The organism is Bradyrhizobium sp. CCBAU 11386 (assembly GCF_028128955.1).
GTDB lineage: Bacteria > Pseudomonadota > Alphaproteobacteria > Rhizobiales > Xanthobacteraceae > Bradyrhizobium.
In genome coordinates this window covers 1-25,982 of sequence record NZ_LBKA01000183.1, presented here as the reverse complement: position 1 = coordinate 25,982, position 25,982 = coordinate 1, and the positions used below count along the sequence as shown (strand labels likewise).

Genomic DNA, 25,982 nt, shown 5'->3' with positions numbered 1-25,982 from the left:
CACCAGACATGAGCCTAGGAACTCAACAAGGCACGTCTGGCAGGGCCGGCTGATCCGTTCTACACTAGGTAGTCGGTTTGGAGCGGCCATGGCGCAGGAGCGATCAGGGCGGGTCGGGCGCAGGTTGGCGGCGATAATGGCCGCCGACGTCGCCGGCTATTCTCGGCTCATGCATGACGACGAAGAGGGCACGCATACGCGTCTGACCGCTCTTCTCGCGGACATTGTCGAGCCAGCCATTGCTGAATACGGCGGCCGCGTGGTCAAGCACACGGGCGACGGGTTTCTGGCCGAGTTCCCTAGCGCGGTCGAAGCGGTGCGAGCGGCCCGACATTTTCAGGACAGCATTCGAAATCTCACCGCCGGTGAGGCCGCAGATCGCCGCCTTATATTCCGTGTCGGCATCAACATCGGCGACGTGATCGTAGAGGCGCACGATATCTTCGGCGATGGCGTCAACATCGCGGCCCGGCTCGAGGGGATCGCCGAGCCGGGCGGCATCTGCATCTCGTCTTCCGCCTATGATCAGGTTCGCGGCAAGCTACCGATCGAGGTTACCGACCTTGGCGAGCAGAATTTGAAGAACATCGCTCGTCCGGTTCGGGCTTACTCGGTGGTTGGAACCGAACCCGGCTCTGCGCGCAGCGCCGGTGCGGCGATGCAAAACTCTCCATCGACCCTCTCCATCGTGGTTCTGCCGTTTACCAACATGGGCGGCGACCCGAAGCAGGACTATTTCGTGGATGGCGTGACCGAGAGCCTGACTACAGACTTATCGCGCATCAGCGGCTCGTTCGTGATTGCACGCAATACAGCCTTCACATTCAAGAACAAGGCGGTTGATGTGAAAAAGGTCGGCCGCGAACTGAACGTCCGTTATGTACTTGAAGGCTCTGTGCAACGTGGCGGCAACCGGCTGCGCGTCAACGTGCAGCTGATTGACGCCGAGACCGGCAACCATTTGTGGGCGGAGCGCTTTGACAAGCCAGTGGCCGATCTCTTCGACATGCAGGACGAAATCGTCTCACGGCTCGCGAACGAGCTGAACGCGGAACTCGTCTTGGCTGAGGCGAAGCGAGCAGAACGCGTCCTCAATCCGAATGTCATCGAGTTGTGCTTCCAGGGGATGGCTTGGATTTACAAGGGCCCCAGCCGCGAGAACATGTCCCGGGCGCGAGACTTTTTTGAGAGAGCCCTGGCCGTTGATCCAAACTGCGTCGAGGCATTGCTTGGCATGGGTCGTACAGAAGCCGCACTGGGCGCTACCTTTATTGACGAAGACCGATGGACGCATTTTGCCGCGGCCGAACCCCTTTTGGCAAAGGTACTGGCCCTCGCGCCAAACAATGCATCGGCCCATACGTTTCTCGGGCTTGTCCAGATATCAACCCGGCGCGTGGAAGCCGGTCTTGCTCAATGCGAGCGGGCCCTTGCCCTAGATCGAAATCTTGCCAACGCTTGGGGCATAATCGCTTATGGCAAGCAACTGCTTGGCTACGCCGACCAATGCGTGCTTCATGTCAAAGAGGCGGAGCGGCTCTCTCCACGCGACATCCTTGCGTTCCGGTGGTGGAACAATGCGGGCGTCGCCGAAGTACTGCTTGGTAAGGACGTTGCCGCGGTCAACTGGTTTCGCCGTTGCGTTGAAGCAAACCGAAATTATTCAATCGCACATTTCCATCTGGCCGCCGCGTTGGCCCTTAGCGGCGAGGTTGAAGAGGCGCAAACGGTGGCGCGGACGGCAATGGGGCTGGAACCGAAATTTACGATCCGCAACTACCGCCTTGGTGCGGCAAGCGACAATCCGATTTACCTTGCTGGCCGGGAACGCATCTATGAAGGGATGCGGAACGCGGCGCTGCCGAACGGCTGAAGTCCGCTCGGGGTCACGAGCCGTAATACTTGCGGTGAGCAAATCAAGTCGGCTCTGCCTTCGATAGGAGACCTCAGCAAGACCTCCCATATTTGTCGAGATGGGCCAGGTGCGGACATGCGCCATTATTCGGCGCAGTCGTTACGACCCTCCGTCAACACTATCCGATCCTCACCTCTTTCCGTAGTCCGAGGAAACGTAGTCGCGGTTCTGCACCACCGAGTGGCACGAGAAGCCGCACTTCGCGTCGTTTTCCTGCGGCGGATTGTTCGCCGCGGTGGCGGGCGTAAACGTACCGGACGCGGCGTCATGGTTGAATTCGGCCCATCCCCATCCGCCGCTGTCCGCGAACCTCTTGCTGTCCTTCACCATGAAACCAGGATCAAGCTGGCTCATGCATTGGGCAGATTGCGAGTTGAATGACAGCGCCCCCGTTCATCGCACTTTCGTGCCGTGGAGGAGCTGTTCACAGGTTCCAACCTCACATCGGCCTATGACTTGTTCGATCGCTTCGTTTCGAAAACGGCGTCAGCGTGGGAAAGCAGGAAAGACTTCGAAACGAAATGTCGGGCAGCACGCTGCCATTCTCCCCGTCACCGGTGCCATAGGGTCGGTTTAGAAGGAAGTCTCGGTTACCGAGAGCTGCCTCCGGTGTTGGGGTGTTTTTCGTCGGCGAGCTACTTCCCTCCCGACTTTTGTTCCAGGCTCATGTACGTGATGAATCGTATTAGGTCAGCGTCAGCCGCGGCGTAAATTGTGCAAAGTAATTTCCGGCGGGCAATTGAGGCGCACGGGAACGACGCTCGAGCCCGCACCAACGGAAGTATAGCCGGTCATACCTCTGTACTGCCAAGGCCCAGCCCCCATCCGTCTTGGCAGCACCGCCTCGAGCTTGATGGGAATGGATCCGGGGAGACAAATCTGACCGCCGTGGGTGTGTCCGCTCAGCATCAGATCAAAGTCGGCATGCGCAGCCTGACGATAGACCTCCGGTGTGTGAGACAACAAGATCGAGAACTCACCGCGGGGTATCGAGAGAGCGGCCTTTTCAATGTTGTCCACTCTGAAGAAATGTGCGTCGTCGATTCCCGCCAGATAGATCCGTTGGTCCTTGCGAACGATTGTTTCGCATTCATTGAGCAGCACGCGAATGCCCATAGCTTCGAGCCCGGGGACCATTTGAATCGTATCGTGGTTGCCGAGCACCGCATAGATTGGCTTTTTCAGATGAGTTGCCACTCGCGCGACACCATCCAGCGCGGGCTGGAACGGCCCAACAGTCCGCCCCCGATAATCGCCAGTTAGGACGCACACATCGTACTGCATGCTGCCAACCAGCTCGATGAGCCTGTTCATGGCAACTTCATTCATATCCACATGAAGGTCGCTAATGTGGAGAATGGTGAAGCCCTCAAAGAGGGGCGGTAATGTCTTAAACCTCATTTCGTTTCGTTTGACGAGAATGCGTTCTGCGTTCTGTCGTGCACGCCAGTAGAGCCCTGTTGCCTTCAGAACATTTCGAATGATCCACTCGGCCCAAGATGAGTTTTCAAGGTGAAAGAATGTGAGGCCCTGGCCAAATACCTGAGCTTCGTGATCTCTCTCAATCCCCAATCGCTGCCGGGCATGGAGCGGCCCGAGACGGATCTCGAGTTTGCGCAGAATGTCTTCGTCCACCAGCTAGTCCTTTTGAACGGCCTTAGGGTAGATATAGCGTATTCTCATGAGGCCAAGGTCATCCCGACAGTGGCTAATTCCCACGCTTCCACTGCATGTCGCGTTGGGTCATTTGGCTCGTGCACTGCAGCAAACTGCATCGCTATTCGATCACGTCGGCGCGGCCGAGCAGCGACAGCGGCGGGACTTCAGGTTAATGGATGAGGCTCGACCGGGGGCCTTGGATGACCGGCGCAAGACGTTCCACGGAAAGGCACCCACAATAGTCAATGAAGATCGAACTAACGTCGGATGCATCTATAAGTTAAGCTGAAGAAACGCAATTTCTGCATATTCTGCAATTATTGGTTTTAATGACGTTGGCGAACGGCACACCGATCGTTGCAAAGAAGATTTTTGGCCCACGTTTTTCCTTTCCGCTGGATGCCGGCACCGTATTTTTTGATGGGAGGCCGTTGTTTGGGCCATCGAAAACCATCCGCGGTATTTTGATTTCAGTCCTCATCACGACAGCAAGCGCCCCGCTTATCGGTCTGGATCTGACGATCGGTGCAATCGTAGCGGGCGCGGCTATGGCGGGCGATTTGTTCTCCAGTTTCGTGAAGCGCCGCCTAAACTATCAGCCGAGCAGCCAGGCACTCGGGCTCGATCAGATCCCCGAATCCCTATTTCCGATGCTGGCATGCCGCGACGCGCTTTCATTGACGGTCGCAGACATAGCGCTTGGCGTCTGGATCTTTCTTATTGGCGCGCTAATTCTGTCTCGTTTTCTATTCCGAGCCCACCTGCGCGACGAACCATATTAGCCCGCACGTTAGCCCGAACGAAGGCAGTGCAGGGTGATTTCTGGTGGACAGTTGAGACGAACAGGAACGACGCTCGATCCAGCACCCACAGAGGTGTAGCCAGTCATGTCGTGATACTGCCAAGCTCCTGCCCCCATCCGTCGAGGCAAGACTGCGTCAAGTATGATCGGAATAGATCCTGGCAGACAGATCTGCCCACCGTGCGTATGCCCGCTCAGCAACAAATTAAAGTCGGCATGAGCCGCCTGACGATAGATCTCCGGTGTGTGTGACAATAAAATGGAGAACTCGCCATACGGGATCTGCAACGCAGCCTTTTCGATATCGTCGGCCTTGAAGCAGTGGGCATCATCGATTCCGGCTAGATAGATTTGCTGATCGCCGCGCACAATCGCCTCACTCTCGTTGAGCAGCATACGTATTCCCATGGCTTCCAGCCCCGGAACCATTTGGATGGTATCGTGGTCGCCCAGAACTCCATAAACGGGCTCCTTTAGATGAGCTCGCACTCGTGCGACGCCGTTCAAGGTTGCCTCGAACGGTCCAAAGTTCTTCCCCCGATAGTCGCCGGTTAGAACACATAGATCGTAGCGCATGTCGCCGACGAGTTCGATCAGGCGCTGCATGGCAGCTTCATTCATGTCCACATGCATGTCGCTAAGGTGGAGTATGGTGAAGCCGTCGAAAAGCGGTGGCAACTCCTTGAACATAACATCATTGCGCTTGACGAGAATGCTTCCTGTATTTCGGTGTCCGCGCCAGTAGAGACCGGTCAGCTTAAGCGCATTTCGAATGACAGAATGGACTGGATACCAGTTCCTTATGTGAAAGGAGAGGAGGCCCCGGCCGAAGATTTGTGCCTCGTGGTCCGTCTCGATACCCAATCGCTGTCTCGCATGGAGCGGTCCGAGACGCTCCTCCAATTTGCGCAAGATATCTTTGTCCATGGAACAACTTCCTCCGAAATCGGCTCGACCTTCCATAGACTCGCGGTACCGGCGCACTGTTGCACGCTGCCTTGAGCAGGCCTCGGTTGATATAGTCACCGAGATGGCAAAAGCCTGGCTCTCCTTTCCGCGCAATAGACATCGCGAATTCATAAACCATCAGCTCCGGTCCGCTTTGGTTTACGAGATCCCTTAAGCTTTCTCGTCCGCGAGCATGCAATGGTGGCTGCAGATCGGGGACAAATCCCAACAGGGAAGCGTCAGGGTCAGGCCGCATGGCGGCCTGGCCCGCCTCTCGGGAATGCAATGCCTACAAAAACAACGCCACAAACGTCAAAACGCAAGAAATTAAAAGCGCACTCGTTGCCATCCTCCGCGGCATCGGTGCTATCGGTGGCCACGCGAAACCTGATTAATATGGTCGCAGTATCCGCGGTCTCGGGCACAGTTCTGCTCGGGCTTCTTGCTGCCAAGCATTTTTGACGAGCAGCATTCGCGTATGCGTTGTTATGGAAGAACTGGACCCACAACGGGACAAAGACGACCGTGAGCATGGCCAAGTATCCGTCGCATGAAGCTTGATGCACGGGTGCCCCACCAAGTCACCGAGCGTGGTGGGCTCTCCAAAGCGCGCGACATACCTGGGCGACGCGCAGAGGGTGAATGGGTTGTCTGCGAGCAGGCGGCCGAAACGGCACCGAAAGTTTCGCCTGACTGGACGTGCGGCGGCGCGGCCTATCCAACTTCAAGATCGTGGATGATCGGTTTCAGACCGTCGGGCGTGATTTCGAGGCGCGCAAGCGTGATCGGTAGCTTGAAGCGTCGGCGCCCAGCACTGCCGGGATTCAGGTAGAGTACGCCGTCGACGGTATTGATCTTCGGCACGTGGGAGTGGCCCGAAACAATGACATCGATGCCCTCAGCTACGGGATCGACCCGCAGGGTGTTGAGGTCGTGCAGAACGTAGAACAGCCGTCCGGCGAGCCGCACGAACTCGGTCCCGGCAAATTCGGTGGCCCACTCGCCCGTGTCCACGTTCCCTCTGATCGCCGTGACGGGGGCAATTCTCCGCAGCGCGGTGATGATCTCGGGATCGCCGATGTCGCCGCCGTGAATGATGTGGTCGACATGAGCCAGCATGCGAAGAGCCTCTGGCCTGAGCAGGCCGTGCGTATCCGAGATGATGCCGATCGTGAAGGTCATCGAAGCGTCCGGTTGAAGCACTGTATCGCGCGTTGGGCCGCGGCTGCCTGATGCACCGCAGGAGCCCCGGACATCGTCCGCCTAAGCCGACTTCCGCCGCTGGCTCGTCACGGGCTTCTTCGCCGCTGCTTCCTTCACCGGCTTCTTGCCTTGGATTGGCATCAACATCTCTTTCTGGCCCGCTGCCACCTTGCGCGGCTTCTTGGCGGGCTTTGCTGCCTTCGCCGGTACAGCCTCCCGACCGACGCTCTGCCGCAGCGCCTCCATCAGATCGACCACGTTTTCACCTTTGGGCCTCTCCTTCGGGCGGATGGTCTTGCCTGCGCGCTTCTGGTTGATCAGGTCGACCAGCGCGGTCTCGAAGTGATCCTCGAACTTCTCGGGGTCGAACGTGCCCGTCTTCTGGTTGACGATGTGCCTTGCGAGGTCGAGCATGTCCTTGGTGACTTTGACGTCCTGGATCTCGTCGAAATACTCCTGCTCGGAGCGGACCTCATAGGGGTAGCGCAGCAGCGTACCGACGAGACCCTTCTCCAACGGCTCGAGCGCGATAATGTGCTCGCGGTTGGTGAGAACCACGCGGCCGATCGCCACCGTGTCCATCTCCCGGATGGTCTCCCTGATCACCGCGAAGGCGTCGTGACCGACCTTGCCGTCGGGACGCAGGTAGTACGGACGGATCAGATAGCGCGGGTCGATGTCGGCCTTGTCGACGAACTCGTCGATCTCGATGGTCCGCGTCGACTCCAGCGCCAGCTCCTCGAGCTCCTCCTTGGTGACCTCGATGTACTGCCCTTTGTCGAGCTCGTAGCCCTTGACGATGTCCTCGTTCGCGACCTCGTCACCGGTATCGGCGTCGACCTTCACGTACTTGATCCGGTGACCGGTCGCTCGATTGAGCTGATTGAACGAGATCTTTTCGGATTCCGATGTCGCCGGGTAGAGAGCCACCGGACAGGTGACGAGCGACAGACGCAAGAAGCCTTTCCAGTTGGCTCTCGGGGCCATGTTACGCAGAACTCCAGTTCGGGACGGCTCGGATTCAAGACGAACGGGAGGGCATGGGTTCCGACAGCATGGACGGGCCCACAAGAGGATATTTTTCACGCCGGCTATCGACTCTTTTGTTCCTGTTACGTTCTATTGAGGCATGACGGACCGACCCGCGAGCTGGCGCATGCCGAACCCGAAGGAGATGGATAAGATGGCCGCTCTCGTCGGCAGAAACGTGCCTCCGAAGCCCGGATTGGCTCCGGAAGCTGATCTTCCGCCTGAATACTGGCAGACGCTCTTGGACGACCCTCGCGCGGAGAGCAGGTCGGGCCCATCTGGAGGGGCGCTGCGGCTGAGCCAGATTCCTCAACATTCTGAGGGTGGGGTGCCGGCGCTGCACCAGGGTCGTCGAGATTCAGAAGGTCGATGCCATCCGCCTCTATGGTCGGGAGGCGCTCTGGAAGGATGTCGGGCGGCGACTCTTGGACAGTACCTGCACGCAGCGGACCGGGCGCCACGAGGAAGACGGCTGCTGGCCTGCGTTCGAGTAGTCGCCGGCGCGGCCAGAACTGGATGCTGCCATGGCACCGAAGCATCACCCGACGCCGCTCAGCGGCGGTGACCGCAAGGCGCTCACCAAGGAATTGGGGAGAGCGCGCACCATGACGACGATTCTCGCCGGCCAATCTGCCGAAGCCCGCGCCAAGGGCGAGGCTCTCATCCGGCAGGCCGACAAGCTGCTCTGCGAATCCTGGAACGAAAGGATGTGGGCCGACGGAGGACCGATCGACCCATCGCCGACCGTCGATCAGGCCATCAACGGCGGTTACGCCTGGCTTGAGATCGAATGCGCACGGTGCAAGACCCGGCGAGACGTCGACCTAGCGGCGCTGCGCCATCCACCGACCACATTCGTCCATGACTTGGCGAGCCGCCTCCGCTGCAGCAAATGTAGCAAGGCGGGTCGCCGGCCTTCAGCTAACCGCGAGATCCGAAACAGTGTAGCACCCAACTTCGTCCTTCCGATCCTCCTCATTCGACCTGCGTGGCGTTACGTAACGGATACCGTTACAGGCGGGCCCAAGTTTCGTGTCGTGGTAGCGCCCTCGACACACACGGCCTTTGGTACACGCCTGAAGCGAAAATGGACGCCGTCAACGGAGGAAGTTATTTTCAGGACAATTCCAGCGCCCCAGAAAGCAGTTTGCGAGGCCCGAATTTTCCAACCCTTTCATTTCCATGACATTTTGCGAGTCGCGATGATGGGAATGGGCCTTCGTTCCATAGTTTCAGCGGTTCCATGCGTTGATCCACGCAGCCGTGGTCGGCCCCTGCTGGTTGAGCACGTCGCCAGGCTTTCTTGATACAAGAGCTATTGAGGTAAGGACGAAGGACGCCTCGGAAGCTGGCTCAGAGGGAACCGTGATCGTTCTCGAGCGCGTCTGCTGCCTTCGCCCGAGATACCACCAATTCCACGCCGAACCGCAGTGATAAGTTCCGCATGGCCATCAATCATCGGATCTCCCGCGAGCTATAGGACTAGCCGCTCCCATGGTCCGGCGGTGTACATGACCGCCGACTTGCGCGCGGCGCACCCGAACCATTCCTCCTTCAGAGGACCGCCTGTGAAAGTGAACGCGAATCGCAGTCAATCACTCCGGCACGATCAGCGCGCGCCCGCGCTGCCGGTTTCTGACATGATCGAAGGCCTGGGCCGCACCGGCCAGCGGCGTTCGCAGGCCAATGGAAAGACCATCGCACTGCTGCTCGACCGACTGGCGCAGCTCCTGCAGCGCGGCTGCGTCGGGCCGAAAGACGGTCCAGGCGTAGTTTTGCGTACCCTTCGGCAAGGCAGCCCGGTGACGCCGTTTGTCGGAGAACGTCTTCAGGGCGCCACGCAGCCAGCCGAGTTCGTCGAAATTCGCGAGCAGCGGGTGCACCGTGGTGGCATGGCCGAGCGTGCCGCTGCGGAGACAACCGAGCAATGAGAGATCATCCTCCCAGGCAGCGAAATTGAGCGTCGCATCGAACGCGCGCGACAGCGACGCGAATGGCTTGATATTGCCGTCGAGCACCTCAGCCGCCCCCGCCTGGCGGCAGGCCGCGAAATCCGGCGGCCGCGCGATCGCCGTCGCCTGGGCGCCCCATCTGGACAGCATCTGCAGTGCGAGTATTCCGAGGCCGCCAGCCGCGCCATGGACGAGCACGCGCTTTCCGCTGGCATTCTGCCGTGTCAACCCGGCGCCGCGCACGGCAAGCCACATCGTCACGAAGCTATAGGGGAGTGCCGCGAGAGCCTGAAGATCCTGGCCCACGGGAGCGGGCAGCACATGAGCGGCCTTGGCCAGTGCGTGGTTGGCGTGGGTGCCCTGGGCGGAAGGCGGCTTTACACCGTAAACGCTGTCGCCGATCCTGAACTCATCGACATTGTCACCGAGCGCCGTCACGGTACCAGCGAAATCATTACCCAGCACCATGGGAAACCGACCTGCCCCGACAAGCGATAGCAATCGCCGGCCATAACCTTGCGCGCGCCGCACATCGATGGGATTGACCGCCGCCGCCGCAACGGCGACCTCGATCTCGCCAGCTGCCGGCTTTCGCCGGGGAACCTGTCGGATCTCGAAACCACCATCTGACCCGAGGCAGATCAGGGCGCCACCTGTCGTATTCGTCACCATCTTGCCGCTCGTCCCCAAGTTCGTGGATGCCACAACCGTCCGATCAGTTCGTGATAATTGCGGGCCACGCGCTTAATCCAGCACGTCGGATCTGAACGCATAACGCTCCAGCGCCGCCCGCAGCGATGCCGCGCCGGCGCTGGCACGAACTCGAACGACCTGTCCGAAGCGGGGATCTCGTTCGAACCAAAGCTCGTCGACGATCGCGCCCGCCTTTGCTGCCTGGGCCCGGACCACCGTCTCGATCTCGCGTTGTTGCAGGGCAGGCTTGAAGATCTTGCCGATCCCGGTCACCGGCAGCGACGGCATGATCCTCACATGTTTGGGGATCGCCGCCCGCTCCGGAATATGGGTCTCAGCGAAGTTCATCAGCTCGTGATCGCTAACGGCAATGCCAGGTTTGGGCTGCACATAGGCGACGGGGACCTCGCCGGCATAGGCGTCGGGGCTGCCGACGGCCGCCGCCATCGCCACTGCCGGATGTTTGCACAGCGCATCTTCGATCAGCTTCGGATCGATGTTGTGCCCTCCCCTGATGATCAGTTCCTTGCGCCGTCCGGCCAGCCAGAAATAGTCATGATCATCCTGTCGCCCGAGATCGCCGGTGTTGAGCCAACGTGCTCCCTCGATGTTGATCCAAATATCCTTGCTCTGCTGCGGATCGAGATAACCCGCGAACACGTTGGGCCCGGTGATGGCGATTGTTCCGACCTCGTCGATGTCCGCCATACGCAGGAAGCGCCCGGCGTCATCGAGGATGACGACGCGCATCTGCTGGTATGGCAGGCGCAAGCCGATCGACCCGGCGTGGCGTTTGCCCTCCGGCGGATTGAGAGAGGAGACGCAAGTGCCCTCGGTCAGCCCATAGCCCTCGACGATCTTGAGGCCCGTCTTCGCTTCGAACGCCTCGATCAACCTGGCCGGCATCGGCGCCGCGCCGCAGATCGCGTATTCGAGGCTCGAGATGTCGTTGTCCCCGATCGGCGCCTCCAGCAGGGCGGCATAGATCGTCGGCACACCGGAGAATGTTGCAATGTGGTAGTGCGCCGCGATCTCCCAGAAACGCGCGATCAGGTTCTTGCCGCGATAGCCTTCGGGGGTGGCGAGCAGCACGTGGTGGCCGTGCATCCACGGCAACAGGCCGGTGGCGAGCTGCGCGTTGACGTGAAAAAGCGGGAGACCGCACAAATAGGTCCGCGGCTCCTCGCGCTCTCCAAACACTTGCGCTGCGGCCCAGGCATCGAAGATCTCGTTGCCATGCGTGCGCACCGCGATTTTCGGCGCGCCTGTCGTGCCACCGGTGCAGAAGTAAGACGAGACCGAATGCTCCGTGATCGTCCGCGGCGCGACCAGGCGATCGGCCGGCTGGCCCTGCATTGCCGTGTGGAAATCCACGACCTCGAATTTGGCGTCAGGCACGGAGGCCGCTGCTGCCGCGACCACCGTCCCCCCGGCGCCGCCAAGGTAAGTCATGACGTCGACCAGTGCGACCACACGAAGCTCCGCGAGCGCCGAAAGGTGCGGCGCAAGCTTGCCCCAAAGCTCGGCGCCGGGAGACGGCGCGAGCGTCACCAGCACCCGCACTTTGGCCGCGCGAAGGATCTCCACGATCAGATCGGGCTCGAGCAGCGGATTGACCGCGAGCACCACCCCGGCCGCCTCCCCGCCCCAGATCGTGAAGTGGGCTTCGGGAAGGTTCGGCAGCACATAAGCGACCGGATGGTCAGCGCTGACGCCGAAAGCGTGAAGCGCGTTCGCGGCGCGGGTGATCTCCGCCAGGAGCTCCGCATAGGTCCATGTCGAGGCGCGCTGATAGGTGTCCGCGGTCAGGAAGAACGACAGCGCCCTCCGATCGGGCCAGCGTTTCGCGCTCGCCGTGAACACATCATAGGTCGTCCGCGGCAAGCCTCGTGAGGCAAGAGGCTCCGCCTCGATCCTCTGAATATCGCCAAGATTTCGCACCGCCATCGGACGCCTTTCGCGTGTAGTCGTGATGAAATTGCGGAAGGGCAAGCTGCACTTAGCGCTGCCAATGGCGACCCGGGTTCGCCATGCTGTTCTTGAGCGCCACCAGCAGCTTCACCCGCGCCTTGTCCTTGATCGCGAGCTTCAGCACCCGCCAGAGCCGTCCCGGTGTCATGCGGGTGTCGATAAAGTCGTCGGGCAGGTCCGGCCCCCACTGGTAGAGGCCGCCACGGTCCATCAGGTGATAGCCTGCCGGCTGTGCCGCGTCGAACAGGTCGCCATCGGCGTAGTGCTCGTGCTTCTGGCCCCAGGGGTCGCGCCAATAGTCGAAGATCTGACTGCCGAGCAGATGGCGACCGACGCCCCAAGCATGGCGATAGCGCTTGGCCATCAGCACCTGCTGGCCCATCTCCACTGCGTCGAGATCCACGACCTCGAACGCAACATGGTCGACGTTCGACTCCATTCCCATGGCAACGAAGATCGTGTGGTGATCGGTCGGCTCGTTGCCGCGATCGAGCCGGGTGAACGAGCCCACCGGCGTGCCGTCGGCGAGACACATCACGTCCGACGGGATGAAGCCGAACGTGTCCATATACCAGCGCACACTGCGGTTGAAATCGGGCGTCTCCAGCACGAGATGGCCGAGCTTGGTGACCTGAGGCGGCTCGAGCTTCGGCCGCTGGGTGTCGTTGACGCGCACGGTCTGGCTCGGCGCGTTGTGCAGGATCTGCGGGCGGACCGGCAGCGGCTCGCTCGGGATGAAGCCGTGGTGAACGTGCACCGCGACGCCTTCCGGATCGCGCAGGTGCACGACCGAGCCGCCGCCCGGTCCGTCGGCCCGCTCGACGCGGCTGCCGAGCTTTCGGGCCAGCGCCTCGAGATCCTCGGCCTTCGGGACCGAGAGCCCGATCCCGAGGAAGCGGGCGTTGCGCCCCCGAGTGGCACGGTAGACATACGGCGTCGGCCCGGTTCCCCGCATGAACAGTTCACTCTCGGTCCGCGCGGCACGCTCAAGGCCGAAATCGATGAGGTAGCGCTCCGCTGTTTCGAGATCGGGGCGCTCGAAGTGCGCGTACAGGAGCTGGTTCGCCTTCACGACGGGCGAGGCGCTGCGCGGCAGCTCGATGCTGCCGGGACCGCTCTTGAGCAACAGGTTGGTAGACATGTGGGTCCTCCTCGAACTCAGGCCGCGATCGGCGGCGCGGTGACGCCGCGCGCCCGATCGAACGGGGTGAGAACCGGCAGATCGCGTCCATGCGGATCGAGCCGGTCGGCGATGAAACGGTCGGGGCGTACCAGTACCGCGCGCACCGCGTGGCGCTTCACCCAGGCATCGAAAGTGGGATCGTCACACCGCAGTCCGAGCGTCCGCGGTCTCTCGCTGCCGCCGTTGACGCAGACGAAGTGGGCATCGAGCGCATCGAGGATGCCGAGGTCACGCGCGGAAAGCATCGTCGCCGGATCGACCCCGATGCCGAGCACCTGCCACTGATGGCACGCCTGAAACGTATCGAGGGGGAAAGAGCCGTCCGGCGTCTTGACGCTGGGCTGCGGCAGCATCTGGCCGATCAGGGCATCGCCCCCCACGCCGGTCAACGCGCTGCGCCCGATCGCCGGCGGCGGCACCACCCCGCCGCGGCCGATGAAGTCGCGGAAGGCACGCGACATGTTCAGGCAGGCGAAGACCGCGTCGCGCAGCGCGGCAGCACCGCGGCTGGTTGGCATGATCACCGACCCGAGCCGGCGCGACACCTCGACCATCTTGCGCACCACCGGCGCGCGTTCGAGCTCGTAGCTGTCGAGGATCGTCTCCGCAGCGAGCCCCCTGAGCACGGACGCCAACTTCCAGGCGAGATTGACCGCGTCCTTCATGCCGCCGTTCATGCCCTGGCCGGCGAATGGCGGCATCAGGTGCGCTGCGTCGCCAGCGAGAAATCCGCGGTTGTTGCGCCAGCGGTCGGCGACTCTTGCGTGGAAGGTGTACGCCGCCTTGCGTTCGATCCGAACCTCGCGATAGCGCGTATTCTCGGCGATGAGCGCCATGATCCGCCCGTCGTTCTTCAACTGCTCCTCCGTCTCGCCCGGAAGCTGCATGAATTCCCAGCGCACGCGATCGCCCACCGCCGGCAGTTCCACGCGCGGACGGCTCGGGTCGCAGTAGAAGCTGATCTCATTGACCTTGTGGCCCTTGACGATGGCATCGACCACCAGCCAGCGCTGGGTATAGGTCGAGCCGATGAGCCTGGCGCCGAGCAGATCGCGGACCCGACTCGTGCCGCCGTCACAGCCGACGACGAATTTCGCCCGCAGCGTGTTCGCGGCGTGGCGAGTTGCGATCGACAGCACGGCCTCGTCGCGACTCTGCACCAGATTGGTGACGGTGTGCCCAAACAGCACCCTGACATTGTCGAACCGGGCCAGCCCCCTGAGCAGAACCCGCTCAAAATCCGGCTGGTAGAAGGTGCCCAGCGACGAGTGGCCGTACGGCCCGCATGCCGGAGGGTCCGCCTGCATCAACACGCGCCCGCGGGCATTGAGGTGGCGGACGTGGGGGTTCGGGATGAGTCCGGGCGTGATGTCGTTGAGCAGCCCAATCTGTGAGAAGAGGCGGAGCGTTTCCGCATCGTAGGCGATGGCCCGCGGCAGACCGAGCAGCCCCTCGTTGGCCTCCAGCACCGCGACCTGCACCCCGGCGATGCCGAGCAGGTTCGCCACCATCAGCCCAACCGGACCGGCGCCGACGACGGCAACCTCAACTTCACGAAGCGGCGCTCGCGCCGCGATGCCTTCCACACCCATGAGACTTCCCCGCCTGACCGTCGACCGGGTCGACAAATATTTTTGAACATGATAGTCAAAACGACTAAATCGTCAATACGAGATTGCAGCTAGTCCGGAATCCGCGCCAAGCTGCTGTGGGTACGGCAGAATCGCGACCCGGGATCCGGCGACACAACGGGAATGGAGGAACGAGTGGCGACCAATCTGGTGCGTTTCGAAGCAGGTAATGGCCCGCGTTGGGGCGTGGTAACGGGAGCGGAGATCGCTCCTCTCTCGGACGACTATCCGACCACGGCGGCCCTGATCGAACAGGGCGAGGCCGATTGGCGTGCGGCCTGCAGCCGCGGCGCGCGCATCGCCATCGCTTCGGTGAAGATCCTGGCGCCGATAACGACGCCGTGCCGGCTGTATTGCCAGGGCGCCAACTACCGCCAGCACATGGTCGAATCCGGAATGGACCCCGACGCCAAGCTGTTCAACATGTTCTTCACCAAGGCCGATGCCTCGGTCTGCTCGGGCGGCGAGAAGGTGACGCGTCCTGCACACGTGAAATTGCTGGACTACGAGATCGAGCTCGCGTTGGTATTCCGCCGACCGATCTCGTCCGCAGTCACGGTAACGCGCGAAACGCTGCCGGACTACGTCTTCGCAATCACCATCGCCAACGATCTCAGTGCGCGCGACGTGCAGCTGCCGCAAACCCAGTTCTTCAAGGGCAAGAGCTACCGCGGCTTCTGCCCGATCGGCCCGTGGCTCACGGTGCTGGAGCGCGACGAATTTCCCCGTATAGAAGACCTCGCGCTCGAGCTCGACGTCAACGGCGCGCCGCGGCAGCGCGACACCACCGCCAACCTGGTGTTCAAGCCCGCCGAGACGATCTCCGAGCTGTCGACCTTCGCGAACATCGCTCCCGGCGACGTGCTCTTGACCGGCACGCCGAACGGCTGCGCGCTGCAGGTGCCGCCGCCGCCTGTGCGCCGGCTGCTCCAGGTGCTGCCGGAGCGCGTGCTGTGGAAGCTGTTCCTCAACGCACAGGCGCGTCGGCCGCAATATCTCAAGCCAGGCGACCGGATCACGGCACGGATCCGCAGCCGCGACGGCACCGTCGATCTCGGCGAACAGGCGACCGAGATCGTCGGCCCATGAGCGTCGGACGAGGGATCCAAGTCTAGACGGCGCTGCCGACGATGCGCCGCCGCGCCGTCGCAGCCTTCCCGGGCAAGCCGGATCGCGCCGCGTCCGCTTGCACCGGAAGGCGCGTCAGCACGGACTTTACCTGGCGCGCGTCGAGACCGATCGCCCGGAGAATCGCCGCGATCGCACCCTCGCGATGGCGCGACGACAAGCGACCCTCGGCAATGGCGGCAAACACTTGCAGCATGATGCCGACCACGACCTCCAGAGCGAGTTCGGCGCTTATGGCGCCGCCCTGGCGCAGGCTCTTCGTGTTCCGCTTGATGTCTTCGAGCAGACGCCGACGCGCGACCTCGCCGACAGTCGCAGCAGCTGCGGCCATCCGCGCCGCCACGCCCGCCCAACCGGGATCGGCGAGCGCCCGATCGATGAAGCAGCTACAGCCGTAGGCAATGCGGAGCGCTGGATCATCGATGGCGAGCCGGATTGGTTGCAGCAGATCGTCGATCTCCTTAACCAGTTCGTCAGCTACGGCAGCCGTCAGCTCAGGCAGATCCTTGAAGTGAACGTAGAATGTCCCCTTGGCGACCCCCGCTTCCCGCACCACGTCGTCGACCGTGACCGATTCCACCGCTTGGCGAGCGAACAGCGCACTCGCGGCAGCAATGAGTTGGGCGCGGGTCCTCGCCCGCTTCTCGCGGCCGATTTCAGCACGACGGACCGGATCGATATTGGCCATACGATGCGTCTCGAAGTTCAACTGCTCATTAGGTCAAATTGACCAAGACGTCTAGAGCGAACGGCGCCTCGAATTACGGACGCATGCCTGGCAAATCCAGCCTGCGCCTATCGCAAGAGGTGCACCTTGTCGGCAAGCAGTCTGGCTGCCCACACTGAAGCTCTTACGTGCGTACCAAGAGCCGGTGCGTCCATTCGATTTGCACGCCCTAGACCGCGTGATGCAGGAGCGCCAAGCGGACGAGATCTGCCGTGTTTCGCGCACCGAGCTTTCGGATGAGCCGCGCGCGATGGCTTTCGAACGTCCGTGGGCCGATTTTCAGATACCGGGCACCTTGCTTGTTGGAGTATCCGCGAGTGCCTTCTCAAATCTGCCAACAGCCAACGGAAGCCGCACCCTCACCGCGTTCTGCAAGGATACAAAATGGCGAATGAGATCTGGCGTGATCTGGCATGGATCCTCGAGACGCAGAGCGGGTCCGTCCTTGCGAGTTGCAGGTAAGAGGTGAAGAGTGCCCATGTTGTATGCTCCAAGCTCCATACTTACTTGCCACGTGCCCCGCACTTGGAGGCCGCTTCGGCAAACGCGCGCATCGTCAAAGGCCGAACCTCCGGTGAGTGGCGGTCTCAATTCTTCGCAAGGGCACGCTCGCGAAGCTGGTAGAACCGAACGGCCTTGCGCGCGGTTTGGGGTTTGAGCCGCAGAAATGTTTCGAACAGTCCTTCCAGGTCGTCTCTTGTTTCACGAGAAGTCTTCAGGACCAAAAGCGCCTTTGTAGTATCCCAATTCAGCCCGGCAGCCTTTGCTAGGACCAGTATCTGTTCCGATTTGTCCTCGACCAACGCCCTCTCGACAACGCCTGCAGGAACGTCGCAGATGGAAGAAAGCGCCAGCACTGTTTCAGAAAACTGCTTCGAACCCGCAAACCGGCACAAAGCGTCTTCGTCGAGCCTGCCAGCTTCTTCGAGTAAGCTAACGCGCATGGAGGCTGACACGAATTCAGGGGCGAGCTGCCGTGTCCGGGCCTGAAGTCGGTCCACCGCCTGAGTAACCACTTTTTCGATCACCTTCCCTTTCGCCGGATCCTCCTTGCAAAGCCTGTCCTTCACAATCAACGAAGCATCGGAGAAGAGCTTCAACAGATGTCGCCGAGGAACATCACTCCTGATCCAGACTGCCACGGCTAGTTCTTCGTCGCCGGAGGAGCGCAGCACGAGCGAAGCAAATCCGAATGCCGAAAAGCGCGCCCCGGGATTCGCCGCGACACAAAGCGCGACATCCCGGTCCCCTCGGTCTACCAAAATCTCGGTCACAGGTTCGGGTATGGTCTTCCGACTTGAGAGCGCCAACAGATGCGCCTGGCTCTTTGTTGCTGCCGCCTCCTCCAAGCTCCGCTGTTCGAGCTGTTCCGAACGCGTCAACATCGGCCGGGCTACTTCGATAAGATCGTCGAGGGCCAGGCTCCTGATCGTCCTTCGAGCTTCGCGCGGGCACTCGGCCAGATACTCGGAAAGCTGGACCCGGGCAGACGATTCGACTTCCGCCAAAAGCCGGGTCATGACTCCATCAAACAACGACGTCTGCTGCGGGGTTAGATCTCCTGATCCAGCAAAGAGATCGGCCATCCGTCTCAGCATGGTCGCCCGGCGACGGACGTCGCTGCTCGCGATGGCGTCCTCCAGCTCGACCGACAGAGAGAGGGACGTATTCATGTTCGTCAGACCTCGCGGCGCACCGCTTGTTTGAGTTAAACGCAAGTGACTTCCAGCAATCCGGAATGCGGCTCGCCCGCGAGGCACAACTCGCCGCATGGGACCGGCTTGCCCAGCAAGTAGCCCTGAATCAGATCGACTCCCTGATCGCGCAAGTATTCCAGCTAATCTCCGGCCTCGACGCCCTCCGCCGTGACCTGCACATTCAGTCCGCGGGCCAGCGTCATGATGGACGCTACGACCGCCTTGCTCGCCGACTTTCGCAACAACTCTCTCGTGAATGATCGGTCTATTTTCACCTTATCGAACGGAAATGAGACAACTGAACCGAGCGAGGCATACCCAACACCGAAATCATCGAGCGCAATGGATACGCCGATATTCTTGAGCTGTCGAAACAGGAGAAGATTTTCTTCCTTGTCTTGCAGAAGCATTGATTCCGTAACCTCGAGCTCAAGTCGATGAGGCGAAAGCCCCGTCTCGACCAACACGCAGAGTATGACATCGAAGAGGGTCGAACCTCGAAACTGCGTGGGAGACAGATTGACCGCAACCTTGGTCTCTTCCGGCCACGACACGGCGTCTGCACATGCCTTTTGCAGAACCCATTGTCCCAGCGACTCCATCAACCCCGCCTCCTCAGCGACTCTGATGAAACGATCCGGATAGAGCAAACCCTGAGACGGATGGCGCCACCGCACTAACGCCTCAGCGCCGCGCGGCCGCAAGGTTCTTGCCTCGAAGATTGGCTGGTAGTGCAATTCGAACTCGCCACGGGTGAGGGAAGAACGAAGCTCATTGACGAGCCGATTCCGCGATTGCGCGCGCGTGTGCATTTCGTCTTCGAAGAACTGAAACCCGTTCCGTCCCTCGGATTTGACGCGGTACAAGGCGAGGTCCGCCCGGTAAAGCAGCTCGGAAGTGGTGAGGCCGTTTGTTGGAGCGATCGCCATCCCTATGCTGATCCCCACAGAGACGTCCTGCCCCTCGACCGAGAACGGTCTCGCCACGATTTCGAGCAGGGCCACGGACAGCCGTATCGCCTGTTCGCGCTCGTCGTGAGCGCTGACTTGCACGATCGCGAACTCATCACCTCCAAGCCGAGCGATCAGATCACCATCTGCAACACTCGACTTCAGACGGCTACTCAGCTGCTTGAGCAGGGCGTCCCCTGCGGCGTGTCCGAGTGTGTCGTTCACGCATTTGAAGCCGTCAAGATCGAGCAAGTATACGATCAGCTTTTGCTGGCTCATCCGGATTTGGTTGAGCCGTTCTGAAAGCCCTTCCAGCAGGGCTGATCGATTCGGAAGACCAGTCAAGGCATCGTGCCGCGCCGCGTGGTAGATCTGCGCTTCGGCCTTCTTGCGAGCCGTGATATCGATCCGAATGGCCATGTAAGAGACCGGCTTTCCTTCCGGACCAAGCTGCGGCGTGATCACGGTGTCGACCCAGTAGAGTTCTCCGCTCTTCGCCTTGTTGCACAGCTCACCCCGCCATACCTGGCCCTTGGCAAGACAGCGGTACATCTGTCTGAAGAACGCTCGTGAATGCATCCCGGACTTCAGGATACGGTGATTGTTCCCAAGTAGCTCTTCCCGAGAATAGCCGCTGATCTCGCAAAACCTGTCATTGGCGTAAGTGATCGTGCCGCGCAGGTCCGTGATCCCGACGATCACCGCCTGGTCCAGGGCATATTGCTTTTCGATCAGTTCCTGCCTGGCTGCCTCGGCGCGGATCTCGGCCAAGCGGAGCTCCGTGACGTCCCGATGCCTTTCTACAAAGCCTCCGTCGGACATCGGATGCATATCAAGCTCAACGAAAACGCCACCCTGCAGTTCATACGTGGCATGAAACGCTTCTCTGCGGCTTATCGCGGACAGATAGTCGGCCGGCTGCGCGCCCACGCATAGCCCCATCACGCGAGCATGCCGACTCTTCAGGAGGTCTTGTACTGGGAGACCAGCGACCGTCTGAGTGGGCGTTAGCGCATACATGGAGCGGTGCTGCTCGTTGCAGATCAGCAGCCTAAATTGGCTATCGAAGACGCACAGACCATGAGAACTACTCTCGATGGCCGTGTGGAGCAGCCGCTCCCAGTCTACTCGAACCTTGCGCTGAACTTCCGTCGGGTCGCCTGACGGAAGCTCGTCATGTGTACAGTGCGGCTCGCCGACCTTGAGAAAAACGCTTTCCATTTCAGTCGTTCGCGATCGCGAGATCGCCCACCGATTCAAGGATCGTGTTGCAACTTTTCATGGTGCCCCGCTGCGTCATATTAGGCGGCTCTGATCTCGGTAAAGAACGCTTCCACTTCTGAGCGAAGTGCCACAGCCTGGCTGGAAAGCTGTTCGGACGCGCTCAGCAGTTCTGCGGCGGTCTTCCGGGTCTCGGCGGCGGCTTGGCTCACGCCGGTAATGTTGCTCGACACTGCCTGCGTGCCGCGCGCGGCTTCCTGGACGTTGCGTGCGATCTCGGATGTGGCAACGCCCTGCTCTTCGACGGCCGCCGCGATGACGGTTGTGATCTCGTTGACGGATCCGATCGTGCCGCCGATCTTCTGGATTGAGCCGACCGATTCCTGTGTCGCGTTCTGGATGGAGAGGACCTGCTCGCCAATTTCTCCGGTTGCCTTGGCCGTCTGTTCTGCCAACGCCTTGACTTCAGACGCGACGACGGCGAAGCCGCGCCCGGCCTCGCCGGCCCGCGCTGCCTCAATCGTGGCATTGAGGGCGAGCAGGTTGGTTTGCCCGGCGATCGTGCTGATCAATTCGACCACGTCGCCGATGCGCTGAGCCGCCTTCGCAAGACCCTGAACCGTATCACCGGACCGGGTGGCCTGATCAACGGCAGTCCGTACGATTCTTGTTGATTCGGAGACCTGGCGGCCGATCTCTCGGATCGAAGAGCTGAGCTGCTCCGTCGACGCAGCGACCGCCTGCACGTTCGTGGAAGCCTCCTCCGACGCCGCAGCAACCGCGCTCGACTGTTGGGTGGATTGCGACGCACTCGCGGCCAGAGCATTGGCCGCACTTTGGAGATGACCGGCCGATCCACTGACAGCCCCCAGCACTGACTTCATCCGAGCGTCGAAATCCTGAATGGCGGCATGGACTTTCTCCTGACGCTTTTCCCTCTCGGCGAGCATGGCCTCCTGGTACACGGAAATCGCGATTTCCATGTCAAGCATCACGGCGCAATTCACGGCCGTCAGCAGTTCGGACAGGTGGGTCGGCCTCCAGCGATAACGGCGGACCGCGAGCGCAACGAGCTGGCTCAAGACGAAATTGTACCCGCCGATATACCAGCGCGGCTCAAGGCCTATGCGGTTGTGAACCATACCAATCGTACGAACACCCTCCAGGTAATCATCATCGAACCGCCCATTGAACAACCGCGCCCAGTGCGTGCCTTGTGCCGTTTTGAGCCTTGGAATGTCATTGCCTATCAACTTGGCAAGCCCAGGCTCGCTCGTGACGTGGCGGTAAAAGCCGTCCAGGATCTTGGGCACAGCGGGCTCGGCTATCCTCCAGAACTCCCGCAGCAACTCGCCCGTTCGGGCGGTGATGCCCATGAAGCGCATGCGGACTTGACGATCCTGGTCTCCGTTACTGGAACACGCGACTAAAGTGAGTGTCATGGCTATGATCCTTTCAAATTCTGCTCGGCTTTAAAAAACGCTTGCGTTAGCACCGCCTAGTCGACGAGCCACGACGAATAGCTCGAAAGTGCGAGCGCCATGTCGACGGCCACATATTTTTCAAGAGTTACCACCAGAGCCGACTTGAGCGGCAGCGGGACATCCGTATGCAGAAGCAAGTGTTCGGCGAACCTTGCTTTCATCAGCGCGTAAGCGGCGATGTACCACTTGGGGTCAAGTCCCATTTCGTGGTGCTTGATCCCGATCAAGGCCGCGCGGCGCAGGTAGGCGTCGTCGAAACCGCTGTTGAACAACGAATGCCAATGCTCTCTTTGCGCGACCGACAGGCGCTCGATAATCCGCCCTTCGAGCAGGGAGCCGGCTGCTGACTGTTGCGTGTCCCGATAGAATGCGCCGATAATTTCGCCGCTTGGCTCCTCGATATGCTGCCACAGTTGCTCCGCAAGCAGCTGGGAGCGCGTGCCGATTCCGAGGTATCGAACGATCTCTTTCATGATACCCGCTCGCATTGGCCAGAGCCGATTGCGGAACAATAATGCGAGCCGACTAATCTTCTGTTAGGCAAAACTGGCGGTGGAGAGTAGTCGGATGCAGCCATTGGGATTGCAGAGAGTCGAGATTTCGAAACTCGGCACAAAATTTGCCGCGCAATTGCAGCGAGGCGGCCAAAGCGAGCCAATCTGGCGGCTTCATCCGAAGAGACCAGCCATTTTAGCGCGGACGCACGCCGCCCTTGCCTGCCGCTGGAAACAGGAATTCGACGCCGGCCTTTGACAAGGCTCTTTCGATCGACGGAACCGCCGGGTCGGAGTGCGAGGAGGCGCCGTCCTGTTCCTCAAGGCGCCGGATGGTCGAACGCGTTGTCCCAGCGGCTCGCGCCAGATCCAGGACGGACCATCGCAATAGCCCGCGCGCGGCCCTGATTTGCGCACCGGTGACGCGGTGAGTCCCGCTCTGGGCGGTGTCGCGCTCGAGATCAAAGCTGATCCCGAGCCATTCCTTGATATTGCCGGCGTCGTCAAGCACTGGCTGACCGGTCGAGCGCTTCCATTTGAAAGCGCCATCAGCCTGGCGAAACCTGTGCACGACGTCGTAGCTCCGCTTTTCGCGGCTGGCCGCTTCGCGAACTCTTTTGACGTTTTCCCGGTCATCCGGATGTATGAACTGCTGCCAACCGGAACCCAGTGCAGCGGCTTGAAGCTCGCCGCTGTGATCGCAATTGATGACCTCGTGGATCTGGCCGTCCGACTTCGCTACCCAGACGACGCCGTCCGTGGCCTTGATCAAGGCCCGGTACCGCTCATCCGCAAGCCGCAGCCGATTAAGCTGGTCTTCGCGACCTGTGATATCCGTGCAGATTCCAAGCGCTCTCTCGCAAGAACCATCCAGATCGACAAAAATGATGATCTGGCAGTAGATCCACACAATATTGCCGCCCCGGCGAATGACGCGGAATTTCCGCCGGATTGTGGATGCCTTCTGTATGATGCGCTCGACCTCGGCTTGCGGCCCTCTGTCGTCAGGATGGGTCACCTGGAGGATAGCCGCGAAGGATGGTGTTACCTTTCCCGGTTCGATGCCGAGAAGATCATAATACCCCCGTGACCACTGCATCTCATTGGTGCGCAGATTCCACCTCCAGAAGCCGCATCGCAGTTCACGCTCGATAACGTCGAAGGTCTCAGTCCCCCCTTCCAAGAGGTCAAACATTTCTCGCTCTTATCTTTCCAGCTGCTGCAAAGTTAACCGCATCGAGACCATTGTCCAGAAGCTCCGGCAGCCGCGCAAGTCTCATCGCGACGCCCCCTCCCAGGAGCCTCACCCGTGTTACATTCAATGTTGAAATGCAGCCTTAGATCCGCCACGGGTCGCCATGCCTGCAAATCATGGAGCGGTTCGCCTGTCGCAGGGAGTGCAGAGCGCGATTTTCAGTACGATCCCTTGGACGGCGCGGCATAGAACGGCGGACTGAAAGGCGCCGAATCACAGGTTAAAGAGTTCTGGCGCGGATCGCGCCAGAACTCTCCTCGTCAGCGTGGCTTGATAGCTTTCCGGTGCGAACGCCCGTGGCCTTTCGGAGCGTAAGCGAACGAACCGCCGGTCGCGTAAAAGGGATCGCGCGTGCAGCTCCCGCTGAGGCCGGAAATCGCGGCGACACACTGCTCCATGGTGTCGAAGTTGCATAGGCGCGTGCTCGTCATGGGCTCCGTCCGGCAGAACTGGTAGTCCTTTGCTTCCGCCGGTTCTGCAGCGTACCAGATAATCGCCGCGGCAAGCGTCGCGGCTGCAATCGTACCGAACGAGATAGTCTTTATCATATTGCTCTCCGTGCTGTTTGTTTCGGTGTTGACACCGAAGAAGAGCTATTGCGGCGACAAATTCGGAAAAAGGCGGCCAACGTGCAAAAGACTGTCACGCAATGCGAGCCAATCAATTGGCTGCTCGCCCCAGTGGGAAACCGCTGCAAACAACGGCCTTGCACGCTTTGCCTGCTCACACGATTGCCTCTTCGGAAGACGCGGACAGTTCGGCGCGGATTAGCCGCACTTGCTTTATGATGAACTCCATGACTGCGCGCGTGCGCGGTGCCAGGTGCCGCCGCGATGAATAAAGCAGGCTGAATGGCATTCCCGGCGAGGGATAATCGCTCAAAACCCGAACCAGTTCGCCCCTGCGGAGATCGTCGACTACCTGGACCAACGGAAGAAAGGCAATCCCGTAGCCCCCGCGCGCGGCAAAATGGACTGCACTTCCGTCATTTGCAAGGAAGCCACCGGTTACCCGAACCTCTTGAAGGCTCTCACGCCCGCCAAATGTCCAGATGTCGGAATTCGGTCCGATGTCGTGGACAATGCAAGCGTGGGCTCCGAGCTCGGCTGGATTGGACGGTTGGCCGTGCCTGTCGATGTAGCTGGGTGCCGCCACAACGACGCGCGCAGCCGTTCCAATACGACGCGCGATAACCGATGCATCCGTGATCTCTCCGATGCGCATCGCCAGATCAAGCCGATCCTCGATCATGTCGCCGAAGGCGTCGCTCACGACAAGCTCCACCTTGAGCCCCGGCCGGCTGGCGAGCAGGGCCGGAAGTCGCGGCGCAAGGAGGTGACTCGCGGCCACCATCATGCCTACCCGGACGAGCCCGACCGGCGAGGCGCTCTGCTTTCCGAGCGCGGCCTCCATGGTTTCGATGCCGTCGAGCACGGGCCTTGCTAGACCGAGCAGCATCTGCCCATCATCGGTGAGGCTGAGCTTCCGCGTCGTCCGATGCAGGAGGCGCACGCCAAAATGCTGCTCAAGAACCGCAATCTGGCGCGCGACGGCAGCTTTGCTGACGTCGCGCTCGCGGGCGACTGCCGAGAACGAGCCGGTTTCCGTCACCCGGACCAGCGAGGCCAAGGCACTTACGATATCCATCAGAGTGTTCGAGAGATGTGGTCGTTCCTAGCCGAACTCGCGGTCATCAGTCGCAAACCAGAACGCGCCGATACCGCCTGTAGACGTAGTAGCAGTCGCTGTCCGAGGAATAGCCATAGTGCGAGCCGCCATAAGCGTAGCCGGCAGCGGCTCCTGCGGCGTAGGCGCCCGCGGTATAGGCAGCGCGATAACCGTATCGGGATCCGGCATAGCCGCCGTAGCCTCCGAAGCGGTTGTAGGTGACCGATGTGCCGCGAACCGCACTCGCCACTGCCGGTCCGCCGCGACCAGCGGCGCCGGCACGCCCAGCCGCCGCGAGAGCACCGCGCGGTGCAGCTCCAGCACCGAGGCGAGGCGCCGGGCCGCCGAGGCCGGCACGTGGCGCACCGGCAG

20 protein-coding genes and 4 pseudogenes are annotated in these 25,982 nt (G+C 61.0%); 5 read left to right on the top strand and 19 right to left on the bottom strand.

Translation table 11 applies throughout. The annotated features are described in order from the left end of the window. The first annotated feature begins 136 nt into the window (after positions 1-136). Positions 137-1,873, top strand: a complete 1,737-nt coding sequence (locus tag XI09_RS12365) for an adenylate/guanylate cyclase domain-containing protein (RefSeq protein ID WP_333939082.1) — start codon at positions 137-139, stop codon at positions 1,871-1,873. A gap of 171 nt (positions 1,874-2,044) precedes the next feature. Here XI09_RS12365 and XI09_RS12360 read toward each other — a convergent pair whose 3' ends face one another. Further along, entirely contained in the window at positions 2,045-2,269 is a 225-nt protein-coding gene (locus tag XI09_RS12360; RefSeq protein ID WP_333939081.1) for a cytochrome P460 family protein, read from the bottom strand. A gap of 342 nt (positions 2,270-2,611) precedes the next feature. Next, positions 2,612-3,550, bottom strand: coding sequence for a metallophosphoesterase (locus XI09_RS12355; protein ID WP_271567085.1), 939 nt, complete (start codon positions 3,548-3,550; stop codon positions 2,612-2,614). Between the two features lie 353 nt (positions 3,551-3,903). Here XI09_RS12355 and XI09_RS12350 point away from each other — a divergent pair, with 353 nt between their 5' ends. After that, positions 3,904-4,356, top strand: coding sequence for a CDP-archaeol synthase (locus XI09_RS12350; protein WP_271567084.1), 453 nt, complete (start codon positions 3,904-3,906; stop codon positions 4,354-4,356). 8 nt (positions 4,357-4,364) lie between these two features. Here XI09_RS12350 and XI09_RS12345 read toward each other — a convergent pair whose 3' ends face one another. The 3 genes from XI09_RS12345 to ku all read right to left on the bottom strand — a co-directional run bounded on the left by XI09_RS12345 (position 4,365) and on the right by ku (position 7,514). After that, a complete protein-coding gene (locus XI09_RS12345) occupies positions 4,365-5,303 on the bottom strand; it encodes a metallophosphoesterase (protein WP_271567083.1) in 939 nt (312 codons plus the stop codon). A gap of 735 nt (positions 5,304-6,038) precedes the next feature. Then, on the bottom strand, positions 6,039-6,506 hold the full coding sequence (locus XI09_RS12340) for a metallophosphoesterase family protein (RefSeq protein WP_271567082.1): 468 nt from the start codon (positions 6,504-6,506) through the stop codon (positions 6,039-6,041). Positions 6,507-6,587: 81 nt separating this feature from the next. Continuing rightward, positions 6,588-7,514, bottom strand: coding sequence for a non-homologous end joining protein Ku (ku, locus tag XI09_RS12335; protein WP_271567081.1), 927 nt, complete (start codon positions 7,512-7,514; stop codon positions 6,588-6,590). 142 nt (positions 7,515-7,656) lie between these two features. Between ku and XI09_RS12330 the strand changes: the two are divergent. Beyond that, positions 7,657-8,050, top strand: a pseudogene (locus XI09_RS12330) (hypothetical protein). Between the two features lie 30 nt (positions 8,051-8,080). Further along, positions 8,081-8,479, top strand: a pseudogene (locus tag XI09_RS12325) (hypothetical protein); the annotation flags it as partial. 672 nt (positions 8,480-9,151) lie between these two features. Here the strand turns inward: XI09_RS12325 and XI09_RS12320 are convergent. The 4 genes from XI09_RS12320 to XI09_RS12305 all read right to left on the bottom strand — a co-directional run bounded on the left by XI09_RS12320 (position 9,152) and on the right by XI09_RS12305 (position 14,947). Continuing rightward, positions 9,152-10,180 (bottom strand): alcohol dehydrogenase catalytic domain-containing protein, encoded by a 1,029-nt coding sequence (locus XI09_RS12320; RefSeq protein ID WP_271567080.1) that lies wholly within the window; start codon positions 10,178-10,180, stop codon positions 9,152-9,154. A 72-nt stretch (positions 10,181-10,252) separates the two neighbouring features. Continuing rightward, positions 10,253-12,148: an acyl-CoA synthetase gene (locus XI09_RS12315; protein WP_271567079.1), complete on the bottom strand. Its 1,896-nt coding sequence runs from the start codon at positions 12,146-12,148 to the stop codon at positions 10,253-10,255. A 52-nt stretch (positions 12,149-12,200) separates the two neighbouring features. Next, positions 12,201-13,313: a VOC family protein gene (locus tag XI09_RS12310; protein WP_271567078.1), complete on the bottom strand. Its 1,113-nt coding sequence runs from the start codon at positions 13,311-13,313 to the stop codon at positions 12,201-12,203. Positions 13,314-13,330: 17 nt separating this feature from the next. Further along, entirely contained in the window at positions 13,331-14,947 is a 1,617-nt protein-coding gene (locus XI09_RS12305; protein WP_271567077.1) for a bifunctional 3-(3-hydroxy-phenyl)propionate/3-hydroxycinnamic acid hydroxylase, read from the bottom strand. Between the two features lie 174 nt (positions 14,948-15,121). Here XI09_RS12305 and XI09_RS12300 point away from each other — a divergent pair, with 174 nt between their 5' ends. After that, the gene (locus XI09_RS12300) at positions 15,122-16,075 is read left to right on the top strand and encodes a fumarylacetoacetate hydrolase family protein (protein WP_271567076.1); all 954 of its coding nucleotides are present in this window, start codon (positions 15,122-15,124) and stop codon (positions 16,073-16,075) included. Between the two features lie 22 nt (positions 16,076-16,097). On the opposite strand, the gene XI09_RS12295 is transcribed toward XI09_RS12300, so the two are convergent. The 10 genes and pseudogenes from XI09_RS12295 to XI09_RS12250 form a co-directional block, all read right to left on the bottom strand. Beyond that, the gene (locus XI09_RS12295) at positions 16,098-16,802 is read right to left on the bottom strand and encodes a TetR/AcrR family transcriptional regulator (protein ID WP_271567075.1); all 705 of its coding nucleotides are present in this window, start codon (positions 16,800-16,802) and stop codon (positions 16,098-16,100) included. Between the two features lie 208 nt (positions 16,803-17,010). Beyond that, positions 17,011-17,160: pseudogene (locus XI09_RS12290) on the bottom strand (LuxR C-terminal-related transcriptional regulator); the annotation flags it as partial. 268 nt (positions 17,161-17,428) lie between these two features. Then, a complete protein-coding gene (locus XI09_RS12285; RefSeq protein ID WP_271567074.1) occupies positions 17,429-18,514 on the bottom strand; it encodes a DUF2336 domain-containing protein in 1,086 nt (361 codons plus the stop codon). Between the two features lie 164 nt (positions 18,515-18,678). Then, positions 18,679-20,709 (bottom strand): putative bifunctional diguanylate cyclase/phosphodiesterase, encoded by a 2,031-nt coding sequence (locus XI09_RS12280; RefSeq protein ID WP_271567073.1) that lies wholly within the window; start codon positions 20,707-20,709, stop codon positions 18,679-18,681. A gap of 80 nt (positions 20,710-20,789) precedes the next feature. Continuing rightward, positions 20,790-22,151, bottom strand: a complete 1,362-nt coding sequence (locus XI09_RS12275; protein ID WP_271567072.1) for a globin-coupled sensor protein — start codon at positions 22,149-22,151, stop codon at positions 20,790-20,792. Positions 22,152-22,207: 56 nt separating this feature from the next. Next, positions 22,208-22,666 carry a protoglobin domain-containing protein gene (locus XI09_RS12270; protein ID WP_271567071.1) on the bottom strand — a complete coding sequence of 153 codons (459 nt, stop codon included), beginning with the start codon at positions 22,664-22,666 and terminating at the stop codon, positions 22,208-22,210. Positions 22,667-22,883: 217 nt separating this feature from the next. Further along, positions 22,884-23,882, bottom strand: a complete 999-nt coding sequence (locus XI09_RS12265) for a PAS domain-containing protein (RefSeq protein ID WP_271567070.1) — start codon at positions 23,880-23,882, stop codon at positions 22,884-22,886. A gap of 320 nt (positions 23,883-24,202) precedes the next feature. Next, the gene (locus XI09_RS12260; protein WP_271567069.1) at positions 24,203-24,490 is read right to left on the bottom strand and encodes a DUF3551 domain-containing protein; all 288 of its coding nucleotides are present in this window, start codon (positions 24,488-24,490) and stop codon (positions 24,203-24,205) included. Positions 24,491-24,665: 175 nt separating this feature from the next. Further along, complete coding sequence (locus tag XI09_RS12255; RefSeq protein ID WP_271567068.1) at positions 24,666-25,589, bottom strand: LysR substrate-binding domain-containing protein; 924 nt, start codon at positions 25,587-25,589, stop codon at positions 24,666-24,668. Between the two features lie 46 nt (positions 25,590-25,635). Then, positions 25,636-25,982 (bottom strand): annotated as a pseudogene (locus tag XI09_RS12250) (hypothetical protein); the annotation flags it as partial.

What these genes read in the sequence shown, in the direction of transcription:
- XI09_RS12365 (WP_333939082.1), top strand. Translation starts at nt 137, where the DNA reads ATGGCCGCCGACGTCGCCGGCTATTCTCGGCTCATGCATGACGACGAA.
- XI09_RS12360 (WP_333939081.1), bottom strand. Translation starts at nt 2,269, where the DNA reads ATGAGCCAGCTTGATCCTGGTTTCATGGTGAAGGACAGCAAGAGGTTC.
- XI09_RS12350 (WP_271567084.1), top strand. Translation starts at nt 3,904, where the DNA reads ATGACGTTGGCGAACGGCACACCGATCGTTGCAAAGAAGATTTTTGGC.
- XI09_RS12345 (WP_271567083.1), bottom strand. Translation starts at nt 5,303, where the DNA reads ATGGACAAAGATATCTTGCGCAAATTGGAGGAGCGTCTCGGACCGCTC.
- XI09_RS12340 (WP_271567082.1), bottom strand. Translation starts at nt 6,506, where the DNA reads ATGACCTTCACGATCGGCATCATCTCGGATACGCACGGCCTGCTCAGG.
- ku (WP_271567081.1), bottom strand. Translation starts at nt 7,514, where the DNA reads ATGGCCCCGAGAGCCAACTGGAAAGGCTTCTTGCGTCTGTCGCTCGTC.
- XI09_RS12320 (WP_271567080.1), bottom strand. Translation starts at nt 10,180, where the DNA reads ATGGTGACGAATACGACAGGTGGCGCCCTGATCTGCCTCGGGTCAGAT.
- XI09_RS12315 (WP_271567079.1), bottom strand. Translation starts at nt 12,148, where the DNA reads ATGGCGGTGCGAAATCTTGGCGATATTCAGAGGATCGAGGCGGAGCCT.
- XI09_RS12310 (WP_271567078.1), bottom strand. Translation starts at nt 13,313, where the DNA reads ATGTCTACCAACCTGTTGCTCAAGAGCGGTCCCGGCAGCATCGAGCTG.
- XI09_RS12305 (WP_271567077.1), bottom strand. Translation starts at nt 14,947, where the DNA reads ATGGGTGTGGAAGGCATCGCGGCGCGAGCGCCGCTTCGTGAAGTTGAG.
- XI09_RS12295 (WP_271567075.1), bottom strand. Translation starts at nt 16,802, where the DNA reads ATGGCCAATATCGATCCGGTCCGTCGTGCTGAAATCGGCCGCGAGAAG.
- XI09_RS12285 (WP_271567074.1), bottom strand. Translation starts at nt 18,514, where the DNA reads ATGAATACGTCCCTCTCTCTGTCGGTCGAGCTGGAGGACGCCATCGCG.
- XI09_RS12280 (WP_271567073.1), bottom strand. Translation starts at nt 20,709, where the DNA reads ATGGAAAGCGTTTTTCTCAAGGTCGGCGAGCCGCACTGTACACATGAC.
- XI09_RS12275 (WP_271567072.1), bottom strand. Translation starts at nt 22,151, where the DNA reads ATGACACTCACTTTAGTCGCGTGTTCCAGTAACGGAGACCAGGATCGT.
- XI09_RS12270 (WP_271567071.1), bottom strand. Translation starts at nt 22,666, where the DNA reads ATGAAAGAGATCGTTCGATACCTCGGAATCGGCACGCGCTCCCAGCTG.
- XI09_RS12265 (WP_271567070.1), bottom strand. Translation starts at nt 23,882, where the DNA reads ATGTTTGACCTCTTGGAAGGGGGGACTGAGACCTTCGACGTTATCGAG.
- XI09_RS12260 (WP_271567069.1), bottom strand. Translation starts at nt 24,490, where the DNA reads ATGATAAAGACTATCTCGTTCGGTACGATTGCAGCCGCGACGCTTGCC.
- XI09_RS12255 (WP_271567068.1), bottom strand. Translation starts at nt 25,589, where the DNA reads ATGGATATCGTAAGTGCCTTGGCCTCGCTGGTCCGGGTGACGGAAACC.